We start from the raw sequence: 22,104 nt of genomic DNA on the forward strand, positions 1-22,104 counted from the left end.
GTTCGTGTGGATCCGCCGCCCGCGCGTGTCGAAGGACGAATACCAAAGCAATAGCTTACGGCATCGCTCGACGTTCCCCGAAATCCGGGTTCAGGAAGGCTCGGCGATGACGAGGATCGGGCGGTGGTCGCTCGTCCCCTGCGGAAGGGTCTGGATACTCGAGATGTCGAACCCGACCGAGGTCGCGAAGTCGTAGTGGCCGCGGAACACCCGGTATCTGGTGTAGGTGCGATCGTCGCTGAGAGTCAGCGTGTAGCCGTGCGCGCGAACGGCCTGACCGAGGTTCTCCTTGAACACGGGGTAGTTGTAGTCGCCGACCATGAGGACGGGGAGCCCCGCGCCCAGGGCGGCGAGCGCGTCGAGCGCGGCACGGATCTGATGGCGCCGGAGGGAGTTGAGCGCGGTGAGCGGCGCGGCGTGGAACGAGGCGATCACGAGCTCGCCGCCGGCGTCGATGTCGCGCAGGCGCACCCCGAGCACCCGTTCGTGTGCGGGACGGAGCACCCGATCGTGGAGCGACTTCTTCAGCTCGAACGCACGGATCTCGGACACGCGGAAAAGGCTCTCCCGGTGGTAGACGGCCAGTCCCAGCCGATTGCCCTGAGTGGCCTCGGCGAGGGCGAGGCCGCCCATCCGCTCGGGAAGGGCCTGGGTGTCGGCCTCCTGGAGGCAGAGGATGTCGGCGCCGTGGGCGTCGACGAGCTCTTCCAGCTCTGTGGCGGCCCGATGCTTGCGCAGGTTGTACGAGATGACCCTCACGCGTCGTCCAGCCCCCGTCGGTTGCGGGTCTGCGCGGCGCGGGCGGCAAGGAGGTCGTCGGCGGGGTAGCCGACCTCCGTGAGGGCGAGCCCGCGGGCGGGGAGGACCTTGAACTCGCTCGTGCGGGCGAGCGCGTCCCTGAGCCTGACGAGGTCGTCGACGTCGAGCCTCCCCTCGCCGACCGCGGCGCAGGCGCCGACGAGCGCGCGCACCATGCTGTGGCAGAAGGCGTCCGCCTTCACCTCGGCGACGAGCACGTCCTCGTCGTCGCGGTGCCAGCGGTACCCGAGGAGCGTGCGGATGGTGGTCGCCTCCTCGCGGGGCTTGCAGTAGGCGGCGAAGTCGTGGAGGCCGATGAGCGTCTGCGCCGCCGCGTCCATCGCCTCGACGTCGAGCGTCGCACGCACGGTCGTCGTCTGGTGGCGGAAGAGGGGGTCGTACCCGGCGACGGCATCGGCGAGACGATAGCGGTAGCGCCGCCAGACCGCGGAGAACCGGGCGTCGAAGCCCTCGGGAGCCAGGCGCGTCCGCGTCACGGACACATCGGGATAGGCGCCGAGCACGCCGCGCAGCCGTCCGGCGAGCGAGCCGGCGGGGTCGTGCGCCGCGCGTCCGTGTCTCGCCTCGACACGCGCCCACTGCCCCTCGTCGAGGTCGACGTGAGCGACCTGCCCCGTGGCGTGCACGCCGGCATCGGTGCGTCCTGCCACGACGAGGCGCACGTCGGACCCCACGATCCGGGCAAGAGCGTCCTCGAGCGTCCCCTGGACGGTGCGCAGGCCGGGCTGGCGGGCCCAGCCGCGGAACTGGGTCCCGTCGTAGGCGATGTCGAGCCGGATGCGCACGTCTCCAGGGTACTGGGGCGGCCGTCCGCGGAGCCCTGCGTCGCCTGAGCGATCATCCGGCGACACGAATAGATCAGATCGCGTCGTTCGTCGCGCCGACCGGAAACGTCCGCGCAAGGCTCGTCGCGGCGAACCCCCATCGCCGCCCCCAGTCAGGACATCCGGAGGTATCCCATGGAAGACGCTCGCATCCCCGACGGCGTTTCTCGCCGCACGCTCGTGAAGGGCGCGGCATGGTCGCTGCCCGTGATCGCGGTCGCCTCCGCGGCCCCGATGGCCGCCGCGTCGACCCCCGGAGGCGGCGTCGTCGAGGGCTTCTCGGTCGACGGCTCCTGCGGTCTGCTCGGGGCTCTCGGCCCCGGCTTCACCGTCAAGGCGGGCACGACGCCGATTCCGGTCGGCACGACGATCCGGATCCACACCACCGGCCTGGCCAAAGTCGACCTGGTCTCGCTCTCGGGTCAGGGGCTCGCCGACGTCACCCTGATCGGCAGCAACGACCTCGGCGTCACGCTGACCGGCGAGATCCCCGCGCAGCAGCAGATGAACATCGCGTGGCTGCTCAGCGTCACCGTGCTCACCACGACGACGGCGACCCTGACCCTGCCGACCGGCTACACCGCCGGTCAGGGCACCAAGTCCCAGGGCGGCCTGTCGCAGACGCTCGTGCTCTGCACCCCGTCCTGATCGGCCTGATCCGGAGACCGGGTCGGGAACCAGGCGGAAGAGACCGCATCGCGCCGTTCGCGCGATGCGGTCTCTCGTGTCTCGCCCTGGTCTCCGCTGTCGCGGTTAGCATTGCGGTGTGTCAGGACCTGTGAGCGTGGCGTCCGCGCTGATCATCGCCGTCGTCCTCATCGCGAGCGGCATCGCAAAGCTCCGCCGCCCCGATGACGTCTCCGGATGGGCAGACATGGGAGTCCCCGCAGCGCTGCGGCTGCCGTTCCTCGTCCGGCTGCATCCCTGGGGAGAGATCGCCCTGGGGGTCGCGATGCTCCTCCTCGGGGGCGTCCTCGGCGCGGCGGCGGCTCTCGTCGCGACCGTGCTGATGCTCGCCTACCTCATGCTGGTGGTCCGCGTGGTGCGGACGAAGGAGGACGCCTCCTGCGCATGCTTCGGCGCCAAGAAGGCGGTCACCCGCGTGACCGTGGTCCGCAACTCCTGGTATGTCGCGGTGGCGGCGGCGGCCCTCGCGACCACGTGGGCAACGCCCCTCTGGGGCGGGCCGCTCTCGACCCTCCGCGCGGACGGATGGCTCTGGGTCGTGGGCCTCGCCGCCGCGGCGATCACGGTCGCGGTCACCCTCTGGCCTGAGCCGGAGGTCGTCGGCGACTCGGCGTCGGCGGGCGTGCAGCCGGCGACCGTCGACGCCCCGCGCGACGAGGAGATGCTCGACTACGTCCGCACGAGGACTCCCGCGGTGCCGGTGACGCGCGCCGACGGGGTGACCGTCAACCTCCGTCAGCTGAGCCAGGAGAGGCCGCTGCTGCTGCTCGCGGTCCGGCCGGGATGCGGCGCATGCGTGCCGGTGATGGCGAAGGTCGATGCCTGGCGCGAGCTGCTCCCCGAGGTCTCGATCCGGCTGCTGTTGACGAACCGCCCGGATGAGGGTGAGTTCGCGGAGCGGGACGAGCCGATGTCGCTGCACGATCCAGACCAGTACGTCCGTGCCTCGATCGCCGAGTGGGCGACGCCCACCGCGGTCCTTCTTGGCGCCGACGGGATGCTCGCGGGCGGACCGGTCACCGGCGACCCCGCGATCTCGGCGTTCGTCGACGACGTCTACGAGAGCCTGCACGGCGTCCGTCCGTCCACGCCCGCGACGAGCGCCTGACCGTCGCGAACGGCCTGGTGGGCTGTCGCTCGCCGGACGGACGCGTGTGCGGAGCGTCCGTACCCGGGCTCGCTCCGTGGCGGAGCAGGCCCGATCGTCGATCGGCTCCCGGTCAGAGGCCCGACCAGCGCGTGATCGGCCAGAGGATGGCGACCGCCTTGCCCACGACGCCGGGGCGGGTCGCCCAGCGATAGCAAGAGTCGTCCGGCGGGGTACCGGAGACGTCAGCCGATCGGCAGGCGGCGGCCGAGTCCGAGGAGTTGGACCGATGGTCGCCGAGCACGAGATAGGAGCCCTCGGGGACGGTGACCTCGGGGAGACAGCGCTGCGAGGCGGGGGTCGTCGTGCAGTCGAGGACGCCGGGAGTGAACGGGAAGTCCTGATAGACATAGGGCTCGTCCAACGGCTTCCCGTCGACGAGGAGCCTGCCGTCGGCGGTGCAGCAGCTGACGGTCTGCCCGGGGCCGGCGATCACGCGCTTGACGAGCGTGTGCGGGCCCGAGGGGCCGAACCCGCTCACCTCGCCGAGCCAGCGCAGCGCCGCCTTCAGCGGGTTGCCGTCGTCGGTGGGGTGGGCGCCCCAGGTCTCGTCGGCGTCGAACACGATGACGTCGCCCGTCGCGGGCTGCGCCCCGACGTAGGCCAGCCGGTTGACGAGGACCCGGTCGCCGACCATCAGCGTCTGCTCCATCGATCCGGAGGGCACCGAGTAGGGCTTGGCGACGAAGGAGAGCACTGCTCCGACGACGACGAAGGCCACGACGAGATGGAACCAGGTGCTTCCGACGACGCGTCGCCAGAGGGGGCGTCGCCAGAGGGGGCGTCGCGCCGCGGTCTCGGATGTGCTCACCGTCCCATCCTGCCCTGCCGGTGCTGACCCCTTCTCGGAATCAGCCGAGAAGGGGTCAGCGAGGCGCGGGCGTGGCACCATGGGGGGACTCCTGGCGCATGAACACGGAACGGATGCGAATGTCCAAGACACGGCTGGTGGTCCCGGATGTCCTCCGCGGTCTCGCGATCGTCGCCATGCTCATCGCGCACGCGGCTCCCTTCCTTCCCTTCGTGCCGCGGCCCGTCCAGTTCGCGATGGCCAACATCAACGACGTGGCCTCGCCGCTGTTCGCCCTCGTGATGGGGATGTCCGCCCAGCTGACGTGGAACGCCGTGAGCCGCGTGGGCAGAACCTTCCTGCAGCAGGCGATCCGTGGTCTCGTCCTCATCGCCCTGGGCATCTGGATGACGACGTGGGGTGCCTGGGTGGTCATCGTGCTGGCCCACCTCGGTCTGCTCCTGCTGGTGGGCGTCCCTCTGCTCCTGCTCCGTACACGATGGGTTGCCCTCGTCGCCCTCCTCGTCGTCCTGATGAGCGATCCGCTCAACGCCTTCGCCCGCACGCAGAACTGGATCGCCACCGCGGATCCCCTGGTCCGGCTCCTCGCGGACCTCACGGTTCTCGGCACCTCGTACCGGTTGACGAACCTGCTGCCCTTCTTCCTCCTCGGGGCCCTGCTCCTCCGCCACGGGCTCGCCAGGGACCGTGTGCTGTGGACGATGGCGGCGATCGCGCCGATCGCTTACCTCGTGCGCCCTGTCGCGGAGCGGCTCGCAGGGCAGGAGACGACCCCGTCCGGCGCCTACACCGACACGCTGCACGACATCGGGCTCGTCTTCACGGTCTACGTCGTGGTCGTCCTTCTCTCGGGCGTCGTCCGTCCCGGTGCGGCGAGGATGATCGCGGCGGTCTTCGCGCCGCTCCGTGCCTGGGGGCAGCAGGCGTTGAGCCTCTACCTTCTCCACGTGGGCATCATCGCGATCTGGGCGCGGCTCGCGGGGTGGCCGATGGCGAACGAGCCGATCGGATGGGCGATGACGGTGATCCTTCCGCTCGGCGTGGCCTGGATATGGGGGCGCTGGGTCGGAACAGGCCCCGTGGAGTGGGCGATGGGGATTGTCAGCGCGCGTCCCAAGCCTTTTCTTCATCGCACACGGCGGAGAAATGCGCACGCGGCGACGGGTGTCGCAAAATGATTGGGTCGTGTCTGAATTTGTGCCAGACTGAACAATCGTGGGTGCCGGACCACGACAGCGACAGACGACCCGACTGAAGAGCACGCGGGCGGTCGATCGTCCGTGATGTCGGTGCCGCAGACTCGTCTGGGAGGTCCGGCGTTGGGGAACGTCAATGAGATGCTCGCTGTCGTGCGCGCGCTCAAGCAGGGCGGCGAGGTCCCGCTCCGTACCCGGAGGTTCCGGAGGGTGCTCGTGACGAGCCACGTCATCGAGAGCGGCATGGAGTGGACGTGGGGGGCCGTCGAGGGCGCCGACGACGCCTACGCCGGCATCGTGTTCCCGCAGGGGACGATGAGGCTCAGCACCGGCCGAGGAGAGCAGGATCGTGTGCCCGCCGACTGCGCGGTGTTCCTGCATCCGGCGCGCACTCACCTCCTGGCCGCCGCCGAGGCGCCGGTCGCTGTGGTCTGCGTGTGGGTGCCGTGGAGCGCCCTCGTCGAGATCGAGGAGGGCATGCGCGCCCCGGCGTGCATCGTGCCCTCGACGCCGCTCTCGGCGGGGCTGCGCTCCTTCCTCGCCACGCTCCTCGTGCATCCGGTGGCACCGACCCGGTATACGGACTACCTCGTCGAGCGGACGCTCGCGGAGATGGCGTTCGGCACGCTCGTCGAGGCGGCGGCGAAGGGCGCGGACGGTCACCGCGCGCCGCGCCCGATCGATCGTGCGCGTTCGCTCATGCTGGTCCGCCGCGAGGACCCGGGCTTCAACGTCGCCGAGCTCGCGGCCGAGATGCACATGTCCACCCGCCACCTCCAGCGTCTCTTCGCCGAGGACGGCAGCTCTCCGGCCGACGAGCTCCGCCGGAGCAGGGTCGAGCTCGCCAAGGAGCTGCTGAACGATCCGACCTATTCGCCGCTGTCCGTCGAGGAGATCGCCGTGCACTCGGGGTTCGGAACGGCGGCGGGTCTTCGGCGTGCCTTCTCCGCGTTCGGACTCCCGACGCCCGGGAAGGCGCGACGTGACGGGGTAGGGTGACGGCGATGACGGATCTCGCGACAGCGAGCATGCCCTCGGTCCTCAGCTTCGGGTAAGCCCCACCCTGTAGTAATGTCGAAGAATTGTGGATAGCGCCCACTCCTCGGGCGAAGCAAGGGGGATCGTCCATGGATCTGCGCGACTACTTGAGAGTATTCCGAGCCCATTGGCTCGGGATGCTGCTCATCATCGTTGCGGGCGTGGCCGCGGCTTTCGGCTGGACGTTGCTGCAGCCGAAGGTGTACACGGCTGACACCAGCGCGATCGTGCAGACGCGTAGTGCGAACGGCTCGGACAGCAACGTCGGCGAGGCGACGCTGGGGAACACGCTCGCGATCTCGCGCGTGAAGACGTACGTCGAGCTGGGCACGTCCCGCGCGGTGGCGGAGCGGGTGATCAAGGACCTGGGGCTCAAGACGAGCCCGGACGCCATCTCCTCACGGATCAGCGTCTCCAACGCTCAGGACACCCCCTCGCTGAAGATCTCGGCATCGGCGGGTGACCCTCAGGGCGCCAAGGACCTCGCCGAGTCGTGGGCGCGGGCGATGGTCTCCGAGGTGAACAAGCTTGAATCCGGCGACGCGGCGAGGCAGGGGTCGATGTACCTGCAGCCGATCGACTCCGCTCGTCTGCCGTCGAGTCCCTCCTCGCCGAACGTGCGTCTCGCGCTTCTGATCGGTGGGCTCGCCGGCCTCGCGCTGGCGATCGCCTACGGGCTGCTGCGGTACACCTTGGATCGGCGGATCCGCTCTGTCGAGTCCGTGGAGAGGGAGACCGGCGTCGCGGTGGTGGGCACGATCCCCGAGGAGAAGTCCTTCACCTCGGATGACCGGCTCATCCCGTTCGACGGCGGCAACACCCTCGGCAGCGCGAACGCGCACCTGTTCCCGATCGCCGAGGCCATGCGGGAGCTGCGCACGAACATCCAGTTCATGGACGTGGACAACCCGCCGCGGGTCATGGTCGTGACCAGCCCCCTCCCCGGCGACGGGAAGTCGACGACGGCCTCGAACCTCGCGATCACCCTCGCCTCGAGCGGGCAGCGCGTGGTCCTCATCGACGGTGACCTGCGTCGCCCGATGATCAGCACCATCTTCGGCCTCGCCAAGGGCGCAGGCGTCTCGGACGTGCTCGCAGGGCGGGCCAAGATCTCCGATGTCGCGCAGCGCATCGGCGACGGCAACCTCCTCGTGGTCGGCGCGGGCAAGGTGCCGCCGAACCCCAGCGAGGTCCTCGGCTCGTCTCGCATGCGCGATCTGCTCGCCACGATCGCCCGTGAGGCGATCGTGATCGTCGACGCGCCGCCGCTGATCCCCGTGACCGACGCGGCCGTGCTCGCGCACAGCGCGGACGGCGCGGTGGTCGTCGCGACCGTCGGCAGGACCACGTACGAGGTTCTGGGCAAGGCGCTCGGGAACCTGGAGCGAGCGGACGCCCGCCCGCTCGGCATCGTCCTCAACCGCGTGCCGCGACGCGGCTCCGGCGCGGCGTACTACGGATACCAGTACCACGGTGAGTACTACCGACGCGACGCGGAGGTCGAGCCCTCGGGCCCCACGCGTTCGGTGACCTCGTCCGAGGCCTGATCCCGTGGTCGAACCCGTCGACGTCAGCGCGCTGGGCGCGCTCATCCGCATCTCCTTCCCCGAGGACGCCGAGCCGGCGTTCGTCGAGAATGTCCGCACCGCCTGGTCCGGCGCGCTGGGGGACGAGCGGGAGCCGGACGGCACGGTCGAGCTGTTCCCCGGGGACGAGGAGCACGTGCTCGAGGACCTCTCGATGCGCGTCACCCTCGAGGCCCTCGGGCAGCGCCGCGGCGAGCTCGTGATGTTCCACGCCGCGGGCGTGGCCGACGAGGAGGGAAGGGTCGTCGCCTTCGTAGGGCCGTCCGGGCGGGGGAAGACCACCCTGAGCCGCACGCTCAGCCGGACCTACGGCTACATCTCCGACGAGACGATCGGCGTCGACCGCGACCTCACGGTCCTCCCGTACCGCAAACCGCTCTCGGTGGTCCGTCCCGACCTGCCGAAGAAGCAGGTGTCGCCGCAGGAGGCGGGAATGCGCGACCTGCCTGCGGCGCCGTTGCGGCTGAGCGCGCTCGTGCTCCTGGAGCGGGACGCGGATCACGAGCGCAGCCTCGTCGAGCCGGTGCCGTTCCTCGACGCCGTCTCGGACCTCGTGCCCCAGCTGAGCTACCTGTCCGACCTCGACGCGCCGCTGCAGACCCTTGCCGGCCTGTGCGACGCGGTCGGGGGGATCCGGCGGCTGCGCTACCCGGACGCGGAAGAGGTCGCGACCCTCGTCCCCGAGCTGCTGGCGACCACGCCGCAGGAGCGGGAATGGGAGGCCGTGCCGGAGGCGGTCACGACCGGGGTGTTCGACACGAGCCCGTCTCGCGACGCGATCGCGATCGAGGACAAGCTCGTGCTGCTCGCCGGAGGGCAGGTCCAGGTGCTCGACGGCATCGCGCCGGAGATCTGGCTCTCCGCCCATGCAGGCCGTGACCTCGACGGGATCGTCGCCGACGTGGTCTCGGTGTTCGGCGAGCCCGAGGGCGCAGATCCCCGGGCCTTGGTGACGGCGGCGACCGACGAGCTCGTCACGGCGGGGATCCTCGCGCGCCGTTGAGTCCCTCAGTCGCCGGCGGCGGTCGACCGGCGATGCGCGGACGGGCCGGGAAGCCCCTCGGCACGGAGCGCCCGACGAAGCTGAAGCCCGGAGGAGAAGCCGGAATATCGGGCGATGTCCTCGATGCTCAGCCGCGCGTAGACCGGGTTGCGGAGGAGGGACTCGGCCAGCTCGACCCGCATCCGGCGCAGGGCGTCGCCCGGAGTCGTGTCGATGCGGGCGAAGGCCCGTTGCAGCTGCCGGGCCGAGATGTGCAGCTCGGCGGCAAGCTGGGCGGGGCCGAAGGCCGGGTCCTCCCGCCGGATGAGCATCGCGGAACGGGCGCGCTCCAGGAGCGAGGAGGCGCTCGTCCGGGTGGACTCGACGGAGTCCTGCTCCAGGAGCGCCCCGAAGATCATCTCGGCGAGGAGGCGCTCGACGGCGTACCGCCCCACGGATGAGCCTTCGTCCGGCTGGCGGACGAGGGTGTACGCGAAGGCGCGAAGCCCGGTGGTCAGCGGAGACGAGACAAGGTCGGTGCGCTCGGGGATGACGCCCTCGGTGAACTCCGCGATGGACTCGATCGGCGTCCAGATGGCGAGCACCTCGACGGAGCGTGTCCAGGGGATCGTGGTCATGTCGCCAGGGGGGAGGAAGAGGCCGAGGCGTTCGGGGTCGTCTCCGCCATCGTGCGGAACGCTGTTGCCGTCACCGGTGAGGAGCACGGCGGAGTGCGTGGGCTGTTCGCTCCGTCCGCCCCAGTCCCACGCTGCAGAGGCGCGGGTGCGGTGCAGCGTGACGTCGATCGAGCGGAAGGAACGGGCGGCGAGCAGGCCGGATCCGTGGGCGTCGGAGCCCAGGTGGCGGGCGAGCAACCGCGTGATCGCTGAGGCGGACATGGCATCGTGGGAGGGTGGGGGACCACGGCGCGGCGCCAGGGCGTCGGCCGATCCGGGGCGGGGGTACCCGGACACTCGCTAGGCTACCAATGGAGTAGGCCGAGAGGGGAACAGGTGCGGATCGGCGACGACGTGGCATGGACGCAGGGAGCGCAGCGTGTCGTCGCGCTCAATCTCGTCCGCCCGGACGCCCAGCCTGTCGTGCTGGAAGGGACCGCCGCTTTCGTCTGGGAGGAGATCGCGGTCGAGGCGCCCTCCGATCTGGACGCGCTCGTGACCGGTGTCGCCCAGGTCTTCGAGGTGTCGGCCGACCTGATCCGCGGCGACGTCGAGCAGCTCGTCGCCGTTCTGCGCACGCGGGCGCTCATCGAGGAATAGCGGAACCGATGCGGCGGAGCGGAACGGCTCATTCTGCCGTGCGCGGACGTGTAGGGTCGGGTCATGGTGCCGTGGGAGGGGAGGGATCGGTGGAGCAGATCGCATCGAACTTCTCGCTGAACGAGGCGAACGAGCTGACGCACGCCTATGTCGCTGCGACGTCGCGGCGCAGCGGAATCCGTGCACTGTCGATCAAGGGTCTGGTCTCCGACCACTACAGGCTGCGTGAGCCGCGGGTCGCGGCGGACGCGGACGTCCTGGTCGACCCGGATCGTTTCGAGGAGTTCTGCGCCCTGCTGCAGGAGGGCGGCTGGCATCCGCGTGTCGAGCGCGATGTCCCCTCGCTCATGGAGCAGCACTCGGTGACGCTGATCCATGACGGATGGCCGAACGACATCGACGTCCACGTGTACTTCCCCGGCTTCTTCGCCGACAAGGCCGTGACCTTCGACCGGCTGTGGGAGAGCCACACCTCGATCGAGGTGGCGCACGCCCCGGTGCTGGTGCCCTCGCGCGCGGGGGCGGCGGTGATCGGTGCCCTGCATTCGCTGCGGTACACCCGTTCCATCCGGCACTCGGTGGAGCTCGAGCGGATCGCACGCATCGTCGAGGAGGAGTTCTCCGACGAGGACCGTGCCGATTTCGTGGACATCGCCCGTGCCGGGGGCGCGCAGTGGGTGCTGGGGGAGGTCCTCGAGCGCATCGGGGTGAGGCCGGTGGTCGACGTGACCCCGGCCCAGCAGCGGCTCTGGCAGATCAATCGCACGACGGTCGAAGACGGCTCGGCCGTGTCCTGGCTCGTCGCGTTGCGGGAGGCCCCGTGGTTCCGGAAGCCGGCGATCCTGTTGCGTGCGCTCTGGATCTCCCGGAAGGACATCCCGCGGAACGATCCGGACGTGTTGCCGTCGCGAAGCGAGGCGTGGGCGCATCGCCGGCTGCGCTGGCATCGAGGGGCCATCGCCCTGTGGCACTATCTCAGAGGTCTCGCGGGCCGCTGACCGTGAGGGCTTCCGGTCGATGCCCGGCCGGGTCGGGGCCCGACCGTCGGATTCGACCGCGCGCTCAGCCCAGAGCGGCCCGGATGACGCGCTCCACCTCGTCGAGTGCGGGGACGAGCTGAGCCGCGGACTCCTCGTAGACGGAGAAGGATCGACGGTACGGGTCGACCACGTCCTCGTCGCCCTCCGCCGCGGGCGAGGTCCCGCGCTGGTCGGCGACGGCGGTCACGACGGCCTCGAGACGAGCGCGAGGGGCGGAGCCCGCCCCCTCGACGATCTCGTGCAGGGTCTTGTCCTCGAGCGTCGCGGCGAGCCTGGCGAACTCACGGACGGCGAAGGTGCGCCGCAGGCCGCTGGGCGCGAGGTGCAGGGCGAAGGTGCGGTGCTCGCCGGTCATCGCAAGCACGAGGTCGGCCTCGTGCAGGCGAGGCTCGGTGAGCAGGCGCGCCTCGTGATCGGTGACGAGGTCGGGGTCGGCGCCGTGGAGGAGCGCGATCCGTCGGGCTGGCTCCGGCATGCCGTGGCCGACGAGCGCCTGTGTGCCCGCGCTCCCCACCTGGACGGCCAGATCGCTCAGCCGCGTGGCGAGCAGGGTGGCGGCGAGAGGGGAGCGGCAGATATTGCCCGTGCAGACGGTGAGGATGGTCGGGAGCGTGGCGGGCTGCTCGGCGTCGGCGGACGCGAACATGGTCGCCAGGGAGAAGTCCCCGCCGGTGTCGCGGGACGGCGACGGCCGGGAGGCCGCCGCCTGACCCTGCCCTGTCGCCTCGCCTGTCGAGGCGATGGGGAGGACGGTCGAAGTCGCCTCCTCCGCGGCACCCTCGACCGGCGTCTCGGCTGTCGCTCCGTGCACATGGCGCCACTCGCGGCGCGTCAGCGGACGTCTGCTGCTGTCGCTCATGCCATCACCCTAGGGCGTCTCCGCTGTGTCCGGCCTCAGCGCGGGGGACCGCCCCGTGCACCTGCTCGATGTAGCGGAGGAGGACGCCCTCGCGCAACGCCCAGGGCGACACCTCGAGCTCTTCCACGCCCAGCGCGGTCATCGCCGTGTGCAGCGAGACCGCGGCGGCGACGATCTGGAATGTCCGATCCGGGGTGATGCCAGGCAGCTCCTGGCGTGCGGCGGCGGGAAGGCGGGAGAGACGGGGGATCCATGAACCGAGCGCCGCGCGGGGCAGCAGCATGCGTTCGGTCCCGGCCCATCCCCGTGCGGGATACCCCACGAGCCGGGCGAGCGAGCGGATCGCCTTCGACGATCCGACGGCGTGGTCGGGCGTCGGCTGGGCGGTGAAGGCCGCGGCGACCGGCGCGATGGCGGCCGCGGCATGGAGGCGCAGCCGCTCGACCGCCTCCTCGCCCGGCGGATCCTCGGGGAGGAACTGCACCGTCATCCTCCCGGCTCCGAGCGGGACCGATGCGGCCAGGTCCGGCAGTTCCTCGGCGCCGGTCGCGAGCTCGAGCGAGCCGCCGCCGATGTCGAAGAGCACGATCCGCCCCGCCGACCACCCGAACCAGCGACGGACCGCGAGGAAGGTCAGCTCCGCCTCGGTCTCGCCGTCGAGCACCTGGAGCCCCTGGCCCAGCACGGTTTCGATCCGCGCGATGACCTCGGCGCCGTTCGTCGCCTCACGCACGGCGCTGGTCGCCGTCGCGAGCAGAGCGTCCACGCGCTCGGCCTCCGCGACGCGCCTGGCCTGGGCGACGGCGTTCTCCAGCGCGACCACACCTTCTTCGGTGATCGCACCCGACGGGGTGAGGTAGCGCATCAGGCGCACGATCGTGCGGTCGCTCGTGGTGGCGAGGGGCCTGCCTCCTGCGTGGACGTCGGCCGCGAGCAGATGCACGGTGTTGGAACCGATGTCGAGAACTCCGAGGCGCACGTCATGAGGATACTCGCGCCGTGCCGGCTCCCCGGCCCGTGGATACGATGGACGGCGTGAGCTCCGACCCGACCGCGCCGCTGTCGCCGTACCGTCGCATCGATCGCGCGGACTGGGCGCGTCTGGCCGCCGACCTCGATCAGCCGCTCTCCGAGACCGAGGTCGTCGAGATCCGGGGCATCGGCGACCGGCTCGACCTCACCGAGGTGCGGGAGGTCTATCTGCCGCTCAGCCGCCTGCTCAGCCTCTACGCGAACTCGACCAAGCGCCTGGGAGCCGCGACGAGCGACTTCCTCCAGGAGGAGGACGACACGACCCCGTTCGTGGTGGGCGTCGCCGGCTCGGTCGCAGTCGGCAAGTCGACCATCGCCCGTCTCCTGCGGGAGCTGATGAGCCGCTGGCCTGGAACGCCGCGGGTGGAGCTGGTGACGACGGACGGCTTCCTGTATCCGAACGCCGAGCTCGAGCGCCGAGGGCTCATGGAACGCAAGGGGTTCCCCGAGTCCTACGACAGGCGGGCCCTCCTGGAGTTCCTCACCCGGGTCAAGAGCGGCGCCGAGGAGGTGCGCGCCCCCTTCTATTCGCACATGCGCTACGACATCGTCCCGGACGCGCATGTCGTGGTCCGCCGTCCCGACGTCGTGATCGTCGAGGGATTGAACGTGCTGCAGCCGCCGCCGGCGCCGAACGACGTCGCCGTGAGCGACCTCTTCGACTTCTCCGTCTATGTCGATGCCGCCCCCGAGCACATCGCGCAGTGGTACGTGGACCGATTCCTCGCGCTGCGCCAGGGCGCGTTCACGAACCCGAACTCGTACTTCAACGTGTTCGCCCACCTCACCGACGAGGAGGCGGTCTCGACGGCGCTGGGCTACTGGAACGAGATCAACATGCCCAACCTCGTGGAGAACGTGATGCCCACCCGGCACCGCGCGACGCTGGTGCTCAACAAGGGGGACGATCACTCCGTCGAGAGCGTCCTGTTGCGCAAGCTCTGAGCGTTTCTCGGTCCCTTGCCGGGCGTTCGAGCACCGGACTCGGTTCGTTCGGAGCCTTCGCAAAACGACGGCCGTAGCCTTGCGGCATGTGTGGAATCGTCGGATACGTCGGTCCTCGTTCGAGCGAGGACGTCCTGATCGCCGGGCTCGCTCGACTGGAGTACCGCGGCTACGACTCCGCGGGCATCGCCGTGATCGACCGCGACGGCTCCCTGGGGATGCGCAAGAAGGCCGGCAAGCTCAGCGTGCTCCGTGAGGAGCTGGCAGCCCGTCCGCTCGCCGCGGGGACGACCGGTATCGGGCACACCCGGTGGGCGACGCACGGCGGCCCGACCGATGCCAACGCACACCCCCATCTCGCCGACGAGGACCGGCTCGCCGTGATCCACAACGGCATCATCGAGAACTTCGCCGCGCTGCGCGCGGAGCTCGAGGCAGAGGGCGTCGCCTTCCGCAGCGAGACCGACACCGAGGTCGCCGCCGCTCTCCTGGGACGCGAGTACCGCCGCACCGGGGATCTGCAGGAGGCCTTCCGCGATGTGGTGAACCGGCTCGACGGGGCGTTCACGCTCCTGGCCATGCACCGTGATCAGCCGGGTCTCGTCGTCGGGGCTCGCCGCAACTCTCCGCTGGTGATCGGTCTCGGGGAGGGGGAGAACTTCCTCGGCTCCGACGTGGCGGCCTTCGTGGGGCACACCCGCCGCGCGCTCGCGATCGGCCAGGACCAGATCGTGGCGATCACGCCCACGTCCGTCACGGTGACCGACTTCACCGGCTCGCCGGCCGTGCCCGAGCCGTTCGAGGTGTCCTGGGACGCCGCCGCCGCGGAGAAGGGCGGCTGGCCGAGCTTCATGGCGAAGGAGGTCGCCGAGGAGCCGGAGGCCGTCGCGAACACCATCCGCGGCCGCGTGCGGGACGGCGCCGTCGCGATCCCGGAGCTGGAGGGCATGGACGACCTCTTCCGCGGCATCGACCGCATCATCGTCGTGGCCTGCGGCACGGCGTCCTATGCGGGGATGGTGGGCAAGTACGCCCTGGAGCAGTGGACCAGGGTCCCCGCCGATGTGGAGCTCGCGCACGAGTTCCGCTATCGCGACCCCGTGATCGGGGAGCGCACGCTGGTGGTCTCCATCAGCCAGTCCGGCGAGACCATGGACACCCTCATGGCGGTCAAGTACGCGCAGGAGCGCGGCGCGAGGACCCTGTCCGTCTGCAACACCCAGGGCGCCACGATCCCGCGCGAGTCGGACGCGGTCGTCTACACCCACGCGGGTCCCGAGGTCGCGGTCGCGTCCACCAAGGCCTTCGTCGCGCAGATCACGGCGCTCCTTCTGCTCGGCTTGCACATGGGCCGTGTGCGCGGGACGCTCCAGGACGCCGCTGCGGAGATCGCCGAGCTCGAGGCGCTGCCGGAGAAGATCGCCGCGGTGCTGGAGCGTGAGGACGCCCACGTGTCGCAGTTGGGCACGTGGATGGCGGACTCCCGCTCTGTGCTCTTCCTCGGCCGCCACGTCGGCTTCCCCATCGCGCTCGAGGGCGCGCTCAAGCTCAAGGAGATCTCCTACATCCATGCCGAGGGCTTCGCTGCGGGTGAGCTCAAGCACGGTCCGATCGCGCTCATCGAGCCCGGTCAGCCGGTGTTCGTGATCGTCCCCTCCCCACGGCACTCCGCGCTGCTGCACGCCAAGGTGGTGTCCAACATCCAGGAGATCCGAGCGCGGGGCGCCAGGGTCATCGTGATCGCGGAGGAAGGGGATGCGGCGGTGCTGCCGTTCGCCGACGAGGTGATCCGGATCCCGCTCGCCGCCGCCCTGTTCGAGCCGATCCTCGCCGTCGTCCCGTTGCAGATCTTCGCCATGGCGCTCGCGACCGCGAAGGGCCTCGACGTCGACCAGCCCCGGAACCTCGCCAAGTCCGTCACCGTGGAGTAGCCGGCGCGCGCCTGTTCTGGGCAGGCTTGGCCTGAGCTGTGGCGGAGGGCATACAGCTGGCTGAGGATTCTCCGATCGGCGGAGACCTCCGCCGGGAAACCCTCAGCCAGATGAGCGAGGGCCATGCACGTGGCTCACATCCTCGCGCGGGCCAGCGCGGCGAGGATCGCGGCGACGACGGTCGGCCAATCGTGGATGATCAACGCGTAGTCGAAGCGGAGCGTCTCGAATCCCTGCATCGAGGCCGCGGCGTCTCGTCGGAGATCATGACGACGCCGATCCGCCGGTTCGTGGTTCTCACGTCCATCGGCCTCAAGGACGATCCGGTCCTCGATCACGAAGTCCACCCGCCCGACGTGGTCGATCCAGACCTGGCTTCGGGCGGAGATGCCGAGCAGGTGCAGCCGTAGGCGCACGAGCGACTCGAGCCCACTCTGCGCGTCTCCGCGGGCGAGGTCGACGAGCCATCGGGCGGTCACCGGAAGGGCGTCGCGGATCCGGGCACGCGCCGCTGATCCGAGCTGCCGTCGATTCCACGCCGACTCGAAGGCGGCGAAGAAGAACTCGTCGCCGTGGCAGGAATAGGCGTGCACGAGAGCGTGCTCGATCGGTGCGATCCCCAATGCCATCCGGCCGTGTCGGAAGTGTGGTCGGCAGCGGCAGCCGGGATGCGAGTGAACCCGTCCGCCGACCCCCATCCAGACGTGGATCTCCGGTTCGGTGCCGAGCGTCCACACCTCGTGGAACCGCAGCGCCCGCGCGCACGTCAACGCGCCGCCGTGGGCAGCAGCGGCGATGACGTCGCGATCGGCGTCGGGCAGGGAGAAGACGCCGGGGCGGACGCGGTGGACCTCTCCACGGCGCACGGCAGCGGAAAGGGCGTCACGCGTCCATCCGATACGAGACAGGTCGGTCCCGCGGGTGACGCCTCCGCGGGATCGGAGGATCGAGTGCAAGGTCAGCATGCGACATCCTGTCCCGGGAGACGATCGCCCTCTGAGCCGGTCCCAGGATCGGTGGAGAAGAGCGCCTTCGCGTCCTTCCGTGGAGGAGGCGCAGATGGCTGAGGGCTGCCCGCATGGCGGAGGGGTGCTTTCGGGATCTTCCGCCATGTGGCGAACAGTCATGCAGCTGGTTGGCACGCCGGGGGCCTCGGGCGCGTGCCAGCGCGAGCGGGGCGGGCGGGCCCCGGGAGCACGGGGTGAGGCGCCGGTAGGCTGAGACGGTGATCATCGGCACCGGTATCGACATCGTGGACGTCCCGCGGTTCGAGCGCACGATCACGCGCACGCCCAGGCTCATGGAGCGCTTGTTCGCTCCCTCGGAGCGGGGGATGCGGATGCCTTCGCTGGCCGCCCGATACGCGGCCAAGGAGGCGTTGATCAAGGCGCTCGGCGGTTCCGACGGCGTGCACTGGACCGAGATCGAGATCGCCTCGGAGCCCTCGGGGCGTCCGCATTTCGTCCTGTCCGGGTCGACCGCCGCTGTCGTGCGCGGACGAGGCATCGACAAGGTGCACCTCACGATGAGCCACGACGCGGGGCTCGCCACCGCCTTCGTCGTGGCAGAGGGCCTTCCCGTCTCCCCGGCGACGTCCGCCCCCGTTCCCTCCATCGACGTCCCCCTCTCCGAGGAGTCCCCATGAGCGTCCCCTTCCGCGAGGCGACGATCGACCTCGACGCCGTCAGCGACAACATCCGTCACCTCCGCCGCCTGACCGGCACCGAGGTCATCGCGGTGGTCAAGGCCGGCGGATACGGACACGGCGCCGCGGCGGTGGCCGTCGCCGCCCGAGCCGGGGGCGCGGCGCGTGTTGGCGTCGCGACGATCGAGGAGGGGCTGGAGCTGCGACGAGCCGGGGTGAACGGGCCGCTGATGGCGTGGCTCCACGCTCCGCACCGCCGCTTCGACGACGCGGCCGAGGCGGGGATCGAGGTCGCCGTCTCGTCCTTCGACCAGCTGGAGGCCGCCGCAGCGGCCGCGGGGGTGGACAGCCCGCTCGGCGTGCACCTCAAGATCGACACGGGCCTGTCCCGCAACGGGGTGACCCCGGCGGATCGGGGACGCGTCTTCGCCGAGGCGGCACGCCTGGAGCGGATCGGCCGTATCCGGGTCATCGGCCTGTTCAGCCACCTCTCCAACGCCTCGCCGGAAGACGACCACGCGGCGCTCGCCGTGTTCGAGCATGCGTGCGCCGAGGCCGATGCGGCCGGGGTGCGGCCGGAGATCCGGCACCTCGCCGCGACCGCGGCGGCGATCGACCGGCCGGAGACACGACTCGACGCGGTGCGGATAGGGATCGGCCTCTACGGCCTGTCGCCGTTCGCGGACCGCAGCTCGGCCGATCTCGGGCTGCGGCCCGCGATGACCCTGCGCGCCGCGGTCGCCGCCGTCCGGCGCGTCCCCGGCGGGACCGGGGTGTCCTACGACTACGCGTACCGTGCCGAGCGTGAGACGACCCTCGCGCTCGTGCCGCTCGGCTACGCCGATGGCATTCCGCGGCAGGCGTCGGGGCGGGGGCCGGTCATGATCGGCGGCAGGCGGTTCGCCGTGGCCGGCCGGATCGCCATGGACCAGTTCGTCGTGGACGTGGGCGATCACGCCGTCTCGGTCGGCGATGAGGCGGTGCTGTTCGGAGATCCGACGCTCGGGCACCCGTCGGCGACGGAGTGGGCGGACGCCGCGGGCACGATCAACTACGAGATCGTGACCCGGATCGGGCCGCGAGTCCCGCGACGGACCGTCTCGTGAGCGTGCCGGAGGCGCTCCTCGGCGCACGCGAGATCCCGACCGCCGAGGCCATGGCGGACTTCGGCCGTGCGATCGGCGGCAGCCTCGTCGCGGGCGACGTCCTGGTGCTCACCGGACCGCTCGGGGCGGGGAAGACCACCTTCACCCGTGGCCTCGCGGAGGGGCTCGGCGTGCGCGGGCCGGTGCAGAGCCCGACCTTCGTGCTCGCCCGTACCCATCCCTCGCTCGGGGACGGCCCTCCGCTCGTCCACATGGACGCGTACCGGCTGGGGTCGTCGGCGGAGCTCGATGACCTCGACGTGGACGTCGAGCGCTCGGTCGTGGTCGTCGAGTGGGGGCGGGGGCTCGCCGAGGGCCTCGCCGAGGTCTGGTGGGATGTCGAGGTCGAACGGCCCGTCGGCGCGGAAGAGGACGAGGCCGGCCTCCCCGACGACGAGCTGGACGCGGACGCGCCGCGGATCGTGACGATCCGCCGCCTCTCCTCGGCCTCCGGTTAGCCGCGGTGGTGCCCGCCCTCCTGTGAGCGGGCGTTTGGCCTGCGCCCCTGCGCCGCCGCACCCCTGGGCGCCTGTCCAGCCGCCCGGCGGCTACCCTGGAGAGGTGATTCTCGCCGTCGACACGTCCCTGGGCTCGGCCGTCGCCGTCCTCGGAACGGACGGCGACGCACTCGCTGACGTCGCCCGGCCGGGGACGCTCGGTCATGCCGAGGCGATCGGCGACCTCCTTCGCGAGGTGCTCGGCGCGGAGGACCCTCCCGTCACCCACGTCGTCGCCGGCATGGGGCCCGGTCCCTTCACCGGTCTTCGGATCGGGATCGCCGCGGCGCGGGCGTTCGCCCTGGGCCGCGGCATCCCGGTGATCGGGGTGCCCAGCCATGCCGGAGCGGCGCTCGCGGTGATCGAGGGCGAGAGACCGGCGGGAGCGTTCGCGATCGTCACCGACGCGCGGCGCCGAGAGGCGGCGGTCACCGTGTACGAGGGCGTGGACCTCGACGGCATCCCGCACGCCGTGGTCGAGACCGTGCTCGTCCCCCGCAGCGAGGTCGAGTCGCGACTCAGCGGCATCCCCCGCCATGAGCCCGAGATCCTCTCCGCGGCCGCCCTCGCACGCGTGGGGCGCAGGGCGATCGCCGCCGGCCGGGAGCTCGCCGGGCCCGAGCCCTTGTACCTCCGGGCGCCGGACGCACGTCCGCCCGTCTCGCCGAAGCGGGTCGGCGTATGATCCGCAGAGCCACCGTCGCCGACCTGGAGGGGATCATGGCTCTCGAGCACGCGGCCTTCCCGGGCGACGCATGGAGTCCGCAGTCGATGGCGGCTGAGCTCGCCGGCACGCACGGGCACTACGTCGTCGACGACGAGGACGGCGTGCTGGTCGGCTATGCGGGCCTCCGCGCCGTCCGCGGATCGCGTGACGCCGATATCCAGACCATCGCCATCGAAGAGGCGCATCGGGGGGAGGGGCGCGGGCGGCGCATGCTGCGCGCCCTGCTCGCCGTGGCCGTGGAGCGTGGCGCGCGGGAGGTCTTCCTCGACGTCCGTGCCGACAACGCGCCCGCGATCGCGCTCTATGCGTCCGAGGGCTTCGAGGAGATCGGCCGTCGGCCCCGGTACTACCGTCCCGACGGCATGGACGCGATCGTGATGAAGGTGGCGCTGGATCCCGCGCGCCAGACGGAGGGGGTCTCCGCGTGACGGGACCGCTGGTGCTCGGCATCGAGACGAGCTGCGACGAGACCGGGATCGGGGTCGTCCGCGGGCGCACGCTCCTGTCCAACACGATCGCCTCCAGCATGGACGAGCACGCCCGGTACGGCGGTGTCGTGCCCGAGGTCGCCGCTCGCGCCCACCTCGAGGCGCTGGAGCCCTCCATCCGTGCGGCGCTCGCCGAGGCGCGGGTGCAGATGTCGGACATCGATGCGATCGCGGTCACGAGCGGCCCGGGGCTCGCCGGAGCCCTCATGGTCGGGATCGGAGCGGCCAAAGGCCTCGCGGTCGCGCTCGACAAGCCGCTCTACGCGGTCAACCACCTCGTCGGTCACATCGCCGCAGACATCCTCGACCCCGACGCCCCGCCGCTGGAGTATCCCACGATCGCCCTCCTCGTGAGCGGTGGCCACACCTCGCTGCTGCATGTGCGCGACCTCACGACCGACGTCGAGCTCCTCGGCGAGACCGTGGACGACGCAGCAGGCGAGGCGTTCGACAAGGTCGCGCGGATCCTCGGGCTGCCCTATCCCGGCGGCCCGCAGATCGACCGGGTGGCCGCTGACGGCGACCCCCGTGCGATCGCGTTCCCGAGGGGGCTGTCCCGCGCCTCCGACCTTGCCGCCCATCGTTATGACTTCTCCTTCTCCGGCCTCAAGACCGCGGTGGCCCGGTGGATCGAGCGTGCCGAGGCGGCGGGCGATCCCGTGCCCGTCGCCGATGTCGCGGCCAGCTTCCGCGAGGCCGTCGTGGACGTGCTGGTGACCAAGGCGATCGCCGCCTGCGCCGATCGGGGCGTACCGCGGCTGCTCCTGGGCGGAGGGGTGATCGCCAACCGGCGTCTGCGGGAGCAGGCGCTCGCCAGAGCGGAGGCGGCGGGCATCACCGTGCGCATCCCTCCGCTGAGCCTCTGCACCGACAACGGCGCGATGATCGCCGCCCTCGCAGCGGAGCTCATCTCCTCCGGACGCCGGCCCTCGACTCTCGCCTTCGGGGCGGACTCGACCCTCCCCGTCACGGAGATCCAGGTGGATGAGGGGCCGGCGCCTGTGCAGGCCGGAGCAGGACGATGAGCGGGGAGGGCCCGCAGCCGGAGCGTTTCGCCCGGCTGCCCACCGTGCCGACGCCGCTGAGCCCCGAGAGCGGCTCTGACGTCGCCGAGGGGGCATTCGTCCGGGACGCCGCCTGGACGCCGTCCGACGGCAGCGAGCTCCGACCCCGTCCGGAGGCGCGGCTGGCGCCATGGGCGCTCCTGGCCGCGGTCGTCGCTCTTGTCGCCTCGTTCTTCGTCGGCTGGGGGATCCCGCTCGGGATCCTCGCCGTGATCGCTGCGATCCTCTCGATCCGCCGCCCGGCCGAGAGCCGGGGCATGTCGCTCTGGGCGCTCGTGCTCGCCCTCGTCTCCTGCCTCTACAGTCTGGGCTGGCTGGCGTGGGCCGCATACGGTTCGGGCCTGTTCGGCTCCTGAGGTCCTCC

General features: G+C 71.1%; 24 protein-coding genes. 17 read left to right on the top strand and 7 right to left on the bottom strand.

Going from position 1 to position 22,104, the window contains the following annotated elements; translation table 11 throughout:
* Positions 1–90 precede the first annotated feature (90 nt).
* Together ACP15J_RS06755 and truA are read right to left on the bottom strand one after the other, a co-directional pair.
* A complete protein-coding gene (locus ACP15J_RS06755; protein WP_424936248.1) occupies positions 91–759 on the bottom strand; it encodes an endonuclease/exonuclease/phosphatase family protein in 669 nt (222 codons plus the stop codon).
* The gene (gene truA, locus ACP15J_RS06760) at positions 756–1,604 is read right to left on the bottom strand and encodes a tRNA pseudouridine(38-40) synthase TruA (RefSeq protein ID WP_424936249.1); all 849 of its coding nucleotides are present in this window, start codon (positions 1,602–1,604) and stop codon (positions 756–758) included. Before truA ends, ACP15J_RS06755 begins: the two co-directional genes overlap by 4 nt.
* Before the next feature lie 174 nt (positions 1,605–1,778).
* Between truA and ACP15J_RS06765 the strand changes: the two genes are divergently transcribed.
* Both ACP15J_RS06765 and ACP15J_RS06770 read left to right on the top strand, forming a co-directional pair.
* Positions 1,779–2,291, top strand: coding sequence for a hypothetical protein (locus ACP15J_RS06765; protein ID WP_424936250.1), 513 nt, complete (start codon positions 1,779–1,781; stop codon positions 2,289–2,291).
* A gap of 118 nt (positions 2,292–2,409) precedes the next feature.
* Positions 2,410–3,438, top strand: a complete 1,029-nt coding sequence (locus tag ACP15J_RS06770) for a MauE/DoxX family redox-associated membrane protein (protein ID WP_424936251.1) — start codon at positions 2,410–2,412, stop codon at positions 3,436–3,438.
* A 112-nt stretch (positions 3,439–3,550) separates the two neighbouring features.
* On the opposite strand, the gene lepB is transcribed toward ACP15J_RS06770, so the two are convergent.
* The gene (lepB, locus tag ACP15J_RS06775) at positions 3,551–4,288 is read right to left on the bottom strand and encodes a signal peptidase I (protein WP_424936252.1); all 738 of its coding nucleotides are present in this window, start codon (positions 4,286–4,288) and stop codon (positions 3,551–3,553) included.
* Positions 4,289–4,407: 119 nt separating this feature from the next.
* Here lepB and ACP15J_RS06780 point away from each other — a divergent pair, with 119 nt between their 5' ends.
* From ACP15J_RS06780 to ACP15J_RS06795, 4 genes are all read left to right on the top strand, one after another.
* Positions 4,408–5,466 (top strand): heparan-alpha-glucosaminide N-acetyltransferase domain-containing protein, encoded by a 1,059-nt coding sequence (locus ACP15J_RS06780; protein WP_424936253.1) that lies wholly within the window; start codon positions 4,408–4,410, stop codon positions 5,464–5,466.
* Positions 5,467–5,607: 141 nt separating this feature from the next.
* The gene (locus tag ACP15J_RS06785) at positions 5,608–6,483 is read left to right on the top strand and encodes a helix-turn-helix domain-containing protein (protein ID WP_424936254.1); all 876 of its coding nucleotides are present in this window, start codon (positions 5,608–5,610) and stop codon (positions 6,481–6,483) included.
* 128 nt (positions 6,484–6,611) lie between these two features.
* The gene (locus tag ACP15J_RS06790; protein WP_424936255.1) at positions 6,612–8,069 is read left to right on the top strand and encodes a polysaccharide biosynthesis tyrosine autokinase; all 1,458 of its coding nucleotides are present in this window, start codon (positions 6,612–6,614) and stop codon (positions 8,067–8,069) included.
* 4 nt (positions 8,070–8,073) lie between these two features.
* Positions 8,074–9,111, top strand: a complete 1,038-nt coding sequence (locus tag ACP15J_RS06795; protein WP_424936256.1) for a hypothetical protein — start codon at positions 8,074–8,076, stop codon at positions 9,109–9,111.
* A 5-nt stretch (positions 9,112–9,116) separates the two neighbouring features.
* Here ACP15J_RS06795 and ACP15J_RS06800 read toward each other — a convergent pair whose 3' ends face one another.
* On the bottom strand, positions 9,117–9,989 hold the full coding sequence (locus ACP15J_RS06800) for a helix-turn-helix domain-containing protein (RefSeq protein ID WP_424936257.1): 873 nt from the start codon (positions 9,987–9,989) through the stop codon (positions 9,117–9,119).
* 114 nt (positions 9,990–10,103) lie between these two features.
* Here ACP15J_RS06800 and ACP15J_RS06805 point away from each other — a divergent pair, with 114 nt between their 5' ends.
* The gene (locus ACP15J_RS06805; protein ID WP_424936258.1) at positions 10,104–10,367 is read left to right on the top strand and encodes a PqqD family protein; all 264 of its coding nucleotides are present in this window, start codon (positions 10,104–10,106) and stop codon (positions 10,365–10,367) included.
* Positions 10,368–10,456: 89 nt separating this feature from the next.
* Complete coding sequence (locus tag ACP15J_RS06810) at positions 10,457–11,365, top strand: nucleotidyltransferase family protein (protein ID WP_424936259.1); 909 nt, start codon at positions 10,457–10,459, stop codon at positions 11,363–11,365.
* A gap of 64 nt (positions 11,366–11,429) precedes the next feature.
* Here the strand turns inward: ACP15J_RS06810 and ACP15J_RS06815 are convergent, their stop codons facing one another.
* Together ACP15J_RS06815 and ACP15J_RS06820 are read right to left on the bottom strand one after the other, a co-directional pair.
* On the bottom strand, positions 11,430–12,266 hold the full coding sequence (locus ACP15J_RS06815) for a hypothetical protein (protein WP_424936260.1): 837 nt from the start codon (positions 12,264–12,266) through the stop codon (positions 11,430–11,432).
* Between the two features lie 4 nt (positions 12,267–12,270).
* Positions 12,271–13,245, bottom strand: coding sequence for a Ppx/GppA phosphatase family protein (locus ACP15J_RS06820; RefSeq protein ID WP_424936261.1), 975 nt, complete (start codon positions 13,243–13,245; stop codon positions 12,271–12,273).
* A 47-nt stretch (positions 13,246–13,292) separates the two neighbouring features.
* Between ACP15J_RS06820 and coaA the strand changes: the two genes are divergently transcribed.
* Complete coding sequence (gene coaA, locus ACP15J_RS06825) at positions 13,293–14,243, top strand: type I pantothenate kinase (RefSeq protein ID WP_424936262.1); 951 nt, start codon at positions 13,293–13,295, stop codon at positions 14,241–14,243.
* 86 nt (positions 14,244–14,329) lie between these two features.
* Complete coding sequence (gene glmS, locus ACP15J_RS06830) at positions 14,330–16,174, top strand: glutamine--fructose-6-phosphate transaminase (isomerizing) (RefSeq protein WP_424936263.1); 1,845 nt, start codon at positions 14,330–14,332, stop codon at positions 16,172–16,174.
* Positions 16,175–16,308: 134 nt separating this feature from the next.
* On the opposite strand, the gene ACP15J_RS06835 is transcribed toward glmS, so the two are convergent.
* Positions 16,309–17,139: a DUF559 domain-containing protein gene (locus ACP15J_RS06835; RefSeq protein WP_424936264.1), complete on the bottom strand. Its 831-nt coding sequence runs from the start codon at positions 17,137–17,139 to the stop codon at positions 16,309–16,311.
* A 260-nt stretch (positions 17,140–17,399) separates the two neighbouring features.
* Between ACP15J_RS06835 and ACP15J_RS06840 the strand changes: the two genes are divergently transcribed.
* The 7 genes from ACP15J_RS06840 to ACP15J_RS06870 all read left to right on the top strand — a co-directional run bounded on the left by ACP15J_RS06840 (position 17,400) and on the right by ACP15J_RS06870 (position 22,096).
* Positions 17,400–17,819: a holo-ACP synthase gene (locus tag ACP15J_RS06840; RefSeq protein WP_424936265.1), complete on the top strand. Its 420-nt coding sequence runs from the start codon at positions 17,400–17,402 to the stop codon at positions 17,817–17,819.
* The gene (alr, locus tag ACP15J_RS06845) at positions 17,816–18,925 is read left to right on the top strand and encodes an alanine racemase (RefSeq protein WP_424936266.1); all 1,110 of its coding nucleotides are present in this window, start codon (positions 17,816–17,818) and stop codon (positions 18,923–18,925) included. The genes ACP15J_RS06840 and alr overlap by 4 nt, the downstream gene beginning before the upstream one ends.
* Positions 18,922–19,422 (top strand): tRNA (adenosine(37)-N6)-threonylcarbamoyltransferase complex ATPase subunit type 1 TsaE, encoded by a 501-nt coding sequence (tsaE, locus tag ACP15J_RS06850; RefSeq protein ID WP_424936267.1) that lies wholly within the window; start codon positions 18,922–18,924, stop codon positions 19,420–19,422. Before alr ends, tsaE begins: the two co-directional genes overlap by 4 nt.
* Before the next feature lie 103 nt (positions 19,423–19,525).
* Positions 19,526–20,146 carry a tRNA (adenosine(37)-N6)-threonylcarbamoyltransferase complex dimerization subunit type 1 TsaB gene (gene tsaB, locus ACP15J_RS06855; protein ID WP_424936268.1) on the top strand — a complete coding sequence of 207 codons (621 nt, stop codon included), beginning with the start codon at positions 19,526–19,528 and terminating at the stop codon, positions 20,144–20,146.
* Positions 20,143–20,616 (top strand): ribosomal protein S18-alanine N-acetyltransferase, encoded by a 474-nt coding sequence (gene rimI / locus ACP15J_RS06860; RefSeq protein ID WP_424936269.1) that lies wholly within the window; start codon positions 20,143–20,145, stop codon positions 20,614–20,616. The genes tsaB and rimI overlap by 4 nt, the downstream gene beginning before the upstream one ends.
* Positions 20,613–21,701: a tRNA (adenosine(37)-N6)-threonylcarbamoyltransferase complex transferase subunit TsaD gene (gene tsaD, locus ACP15J_RS06865; protein WP_424936270.1), complete on the top strand. Its 1,089-nt coding sequence runs from the start codon at positions 20,613–20,615 to the stop codon at positions 21,699–21,701. Before rimI ends, tsaD begins: the two co-directional genes overlap by 4 nt.
* Positions 21,698–22,096 carry a hypothetical protein gene (locus ACP15J_RS06870; RefSeq protein WP_424936271.1) on the top strand — a complete coding sequence of 133 codons (399 nt, stop codon included), beginning with the start codon at positions 21,698–21,700 and terminating at the stop codon, positions 22,094–22,096. The genes tsaD and ACP15J_RS06870 overlap by 4 nt, the downstream gene beginning before the upstream one ends.
* Positions 22,097–22,104: the final 8 nt, after the last annotated feature.

This window comes from Microbacterium sp. S308A+ (assembly GCF_049800815.1).
Classification (GTDB): domain Bacteria; phylum Actinomycetota; class Actinomycetes; order Actinomycetales; family Microbacteriaceae; genus Microbacterium.

Coding starts and splice junctions, on each gene's coding strand:
- ACP15J_RS06790 (WP_424936255.1), top strand. CDS start 6,612: ATGGATCTGCGCGACTACTTGAGAGTATTCCGAGCCCATTGGCTCGGG.
- rimI (WP_424936269.1), top strand. CDS start 20,143: ATGATCCGCAGAGCCACCGTCGCCGACCTGGAGGGGATCATGGCTCTC.
- ACP15J_RS06780 (WP_424936253.1), top strand. CDS start 4,408: ATGTCCAAGACACGGCTGGTGGTCCCGGATGTCCTCCGCGGTCTCGCG.
- ACP15J_RS06835 (WP_424936264.1), bottom strand. CDS start 17,139: ATGCTGACCTTGCACTCGATCCTCCGATCCCGCGGAGGCGTCACCCGC.
- glmS (WP_424936263.1), top strand. CDS start 14,330: ATGTGTGGAATCGTCGGATACGTCGGTCCTCGTTCGAGCGAGGACGTC.
- ACP15J_RS06815 (WP_424936260.1), bottom strand. CDS start 12,266: ATGAGCGACAGCAGCAGACGTCCGCTGACGCGCCGCGAGTGGCGCCAT.
- ACP15J_RS06870 (WP_424936271.1), top strand. CDS start 21,698: ATGAGCGGGGAGGGCCCGCAGCCGGAGCGTTTCGCCCGGCTGCCCACC.
- alr (WP_424936266.1), top strand. CDS start 17,816: ATGAGCGTCCCCTTCCGCGAGGCGACGATCGACCTCGACGCCGTCAGC.
- ACP15J_RS06765 (WP_424936250.1), top strand. CDS start 1,779: ATGGAAGACGCTCGCATCCCCGACGGCGTTTCTCGCCGCACGCTCGTG.
- ACP15J_RS06800 (WP_424936257.1), bottom strand. CDS start 9,989: ATGTCCGCCTCAGCGATCACGCGGTTGCTCGCCCGCCACCTGGGCTCC.
- coaA (WP_424936262.1), top strand. CDS start 13,293: ATGGACGGCGTGAGCTCCGACCCGACCGCGCCGCTGTCGCCGTACCGT.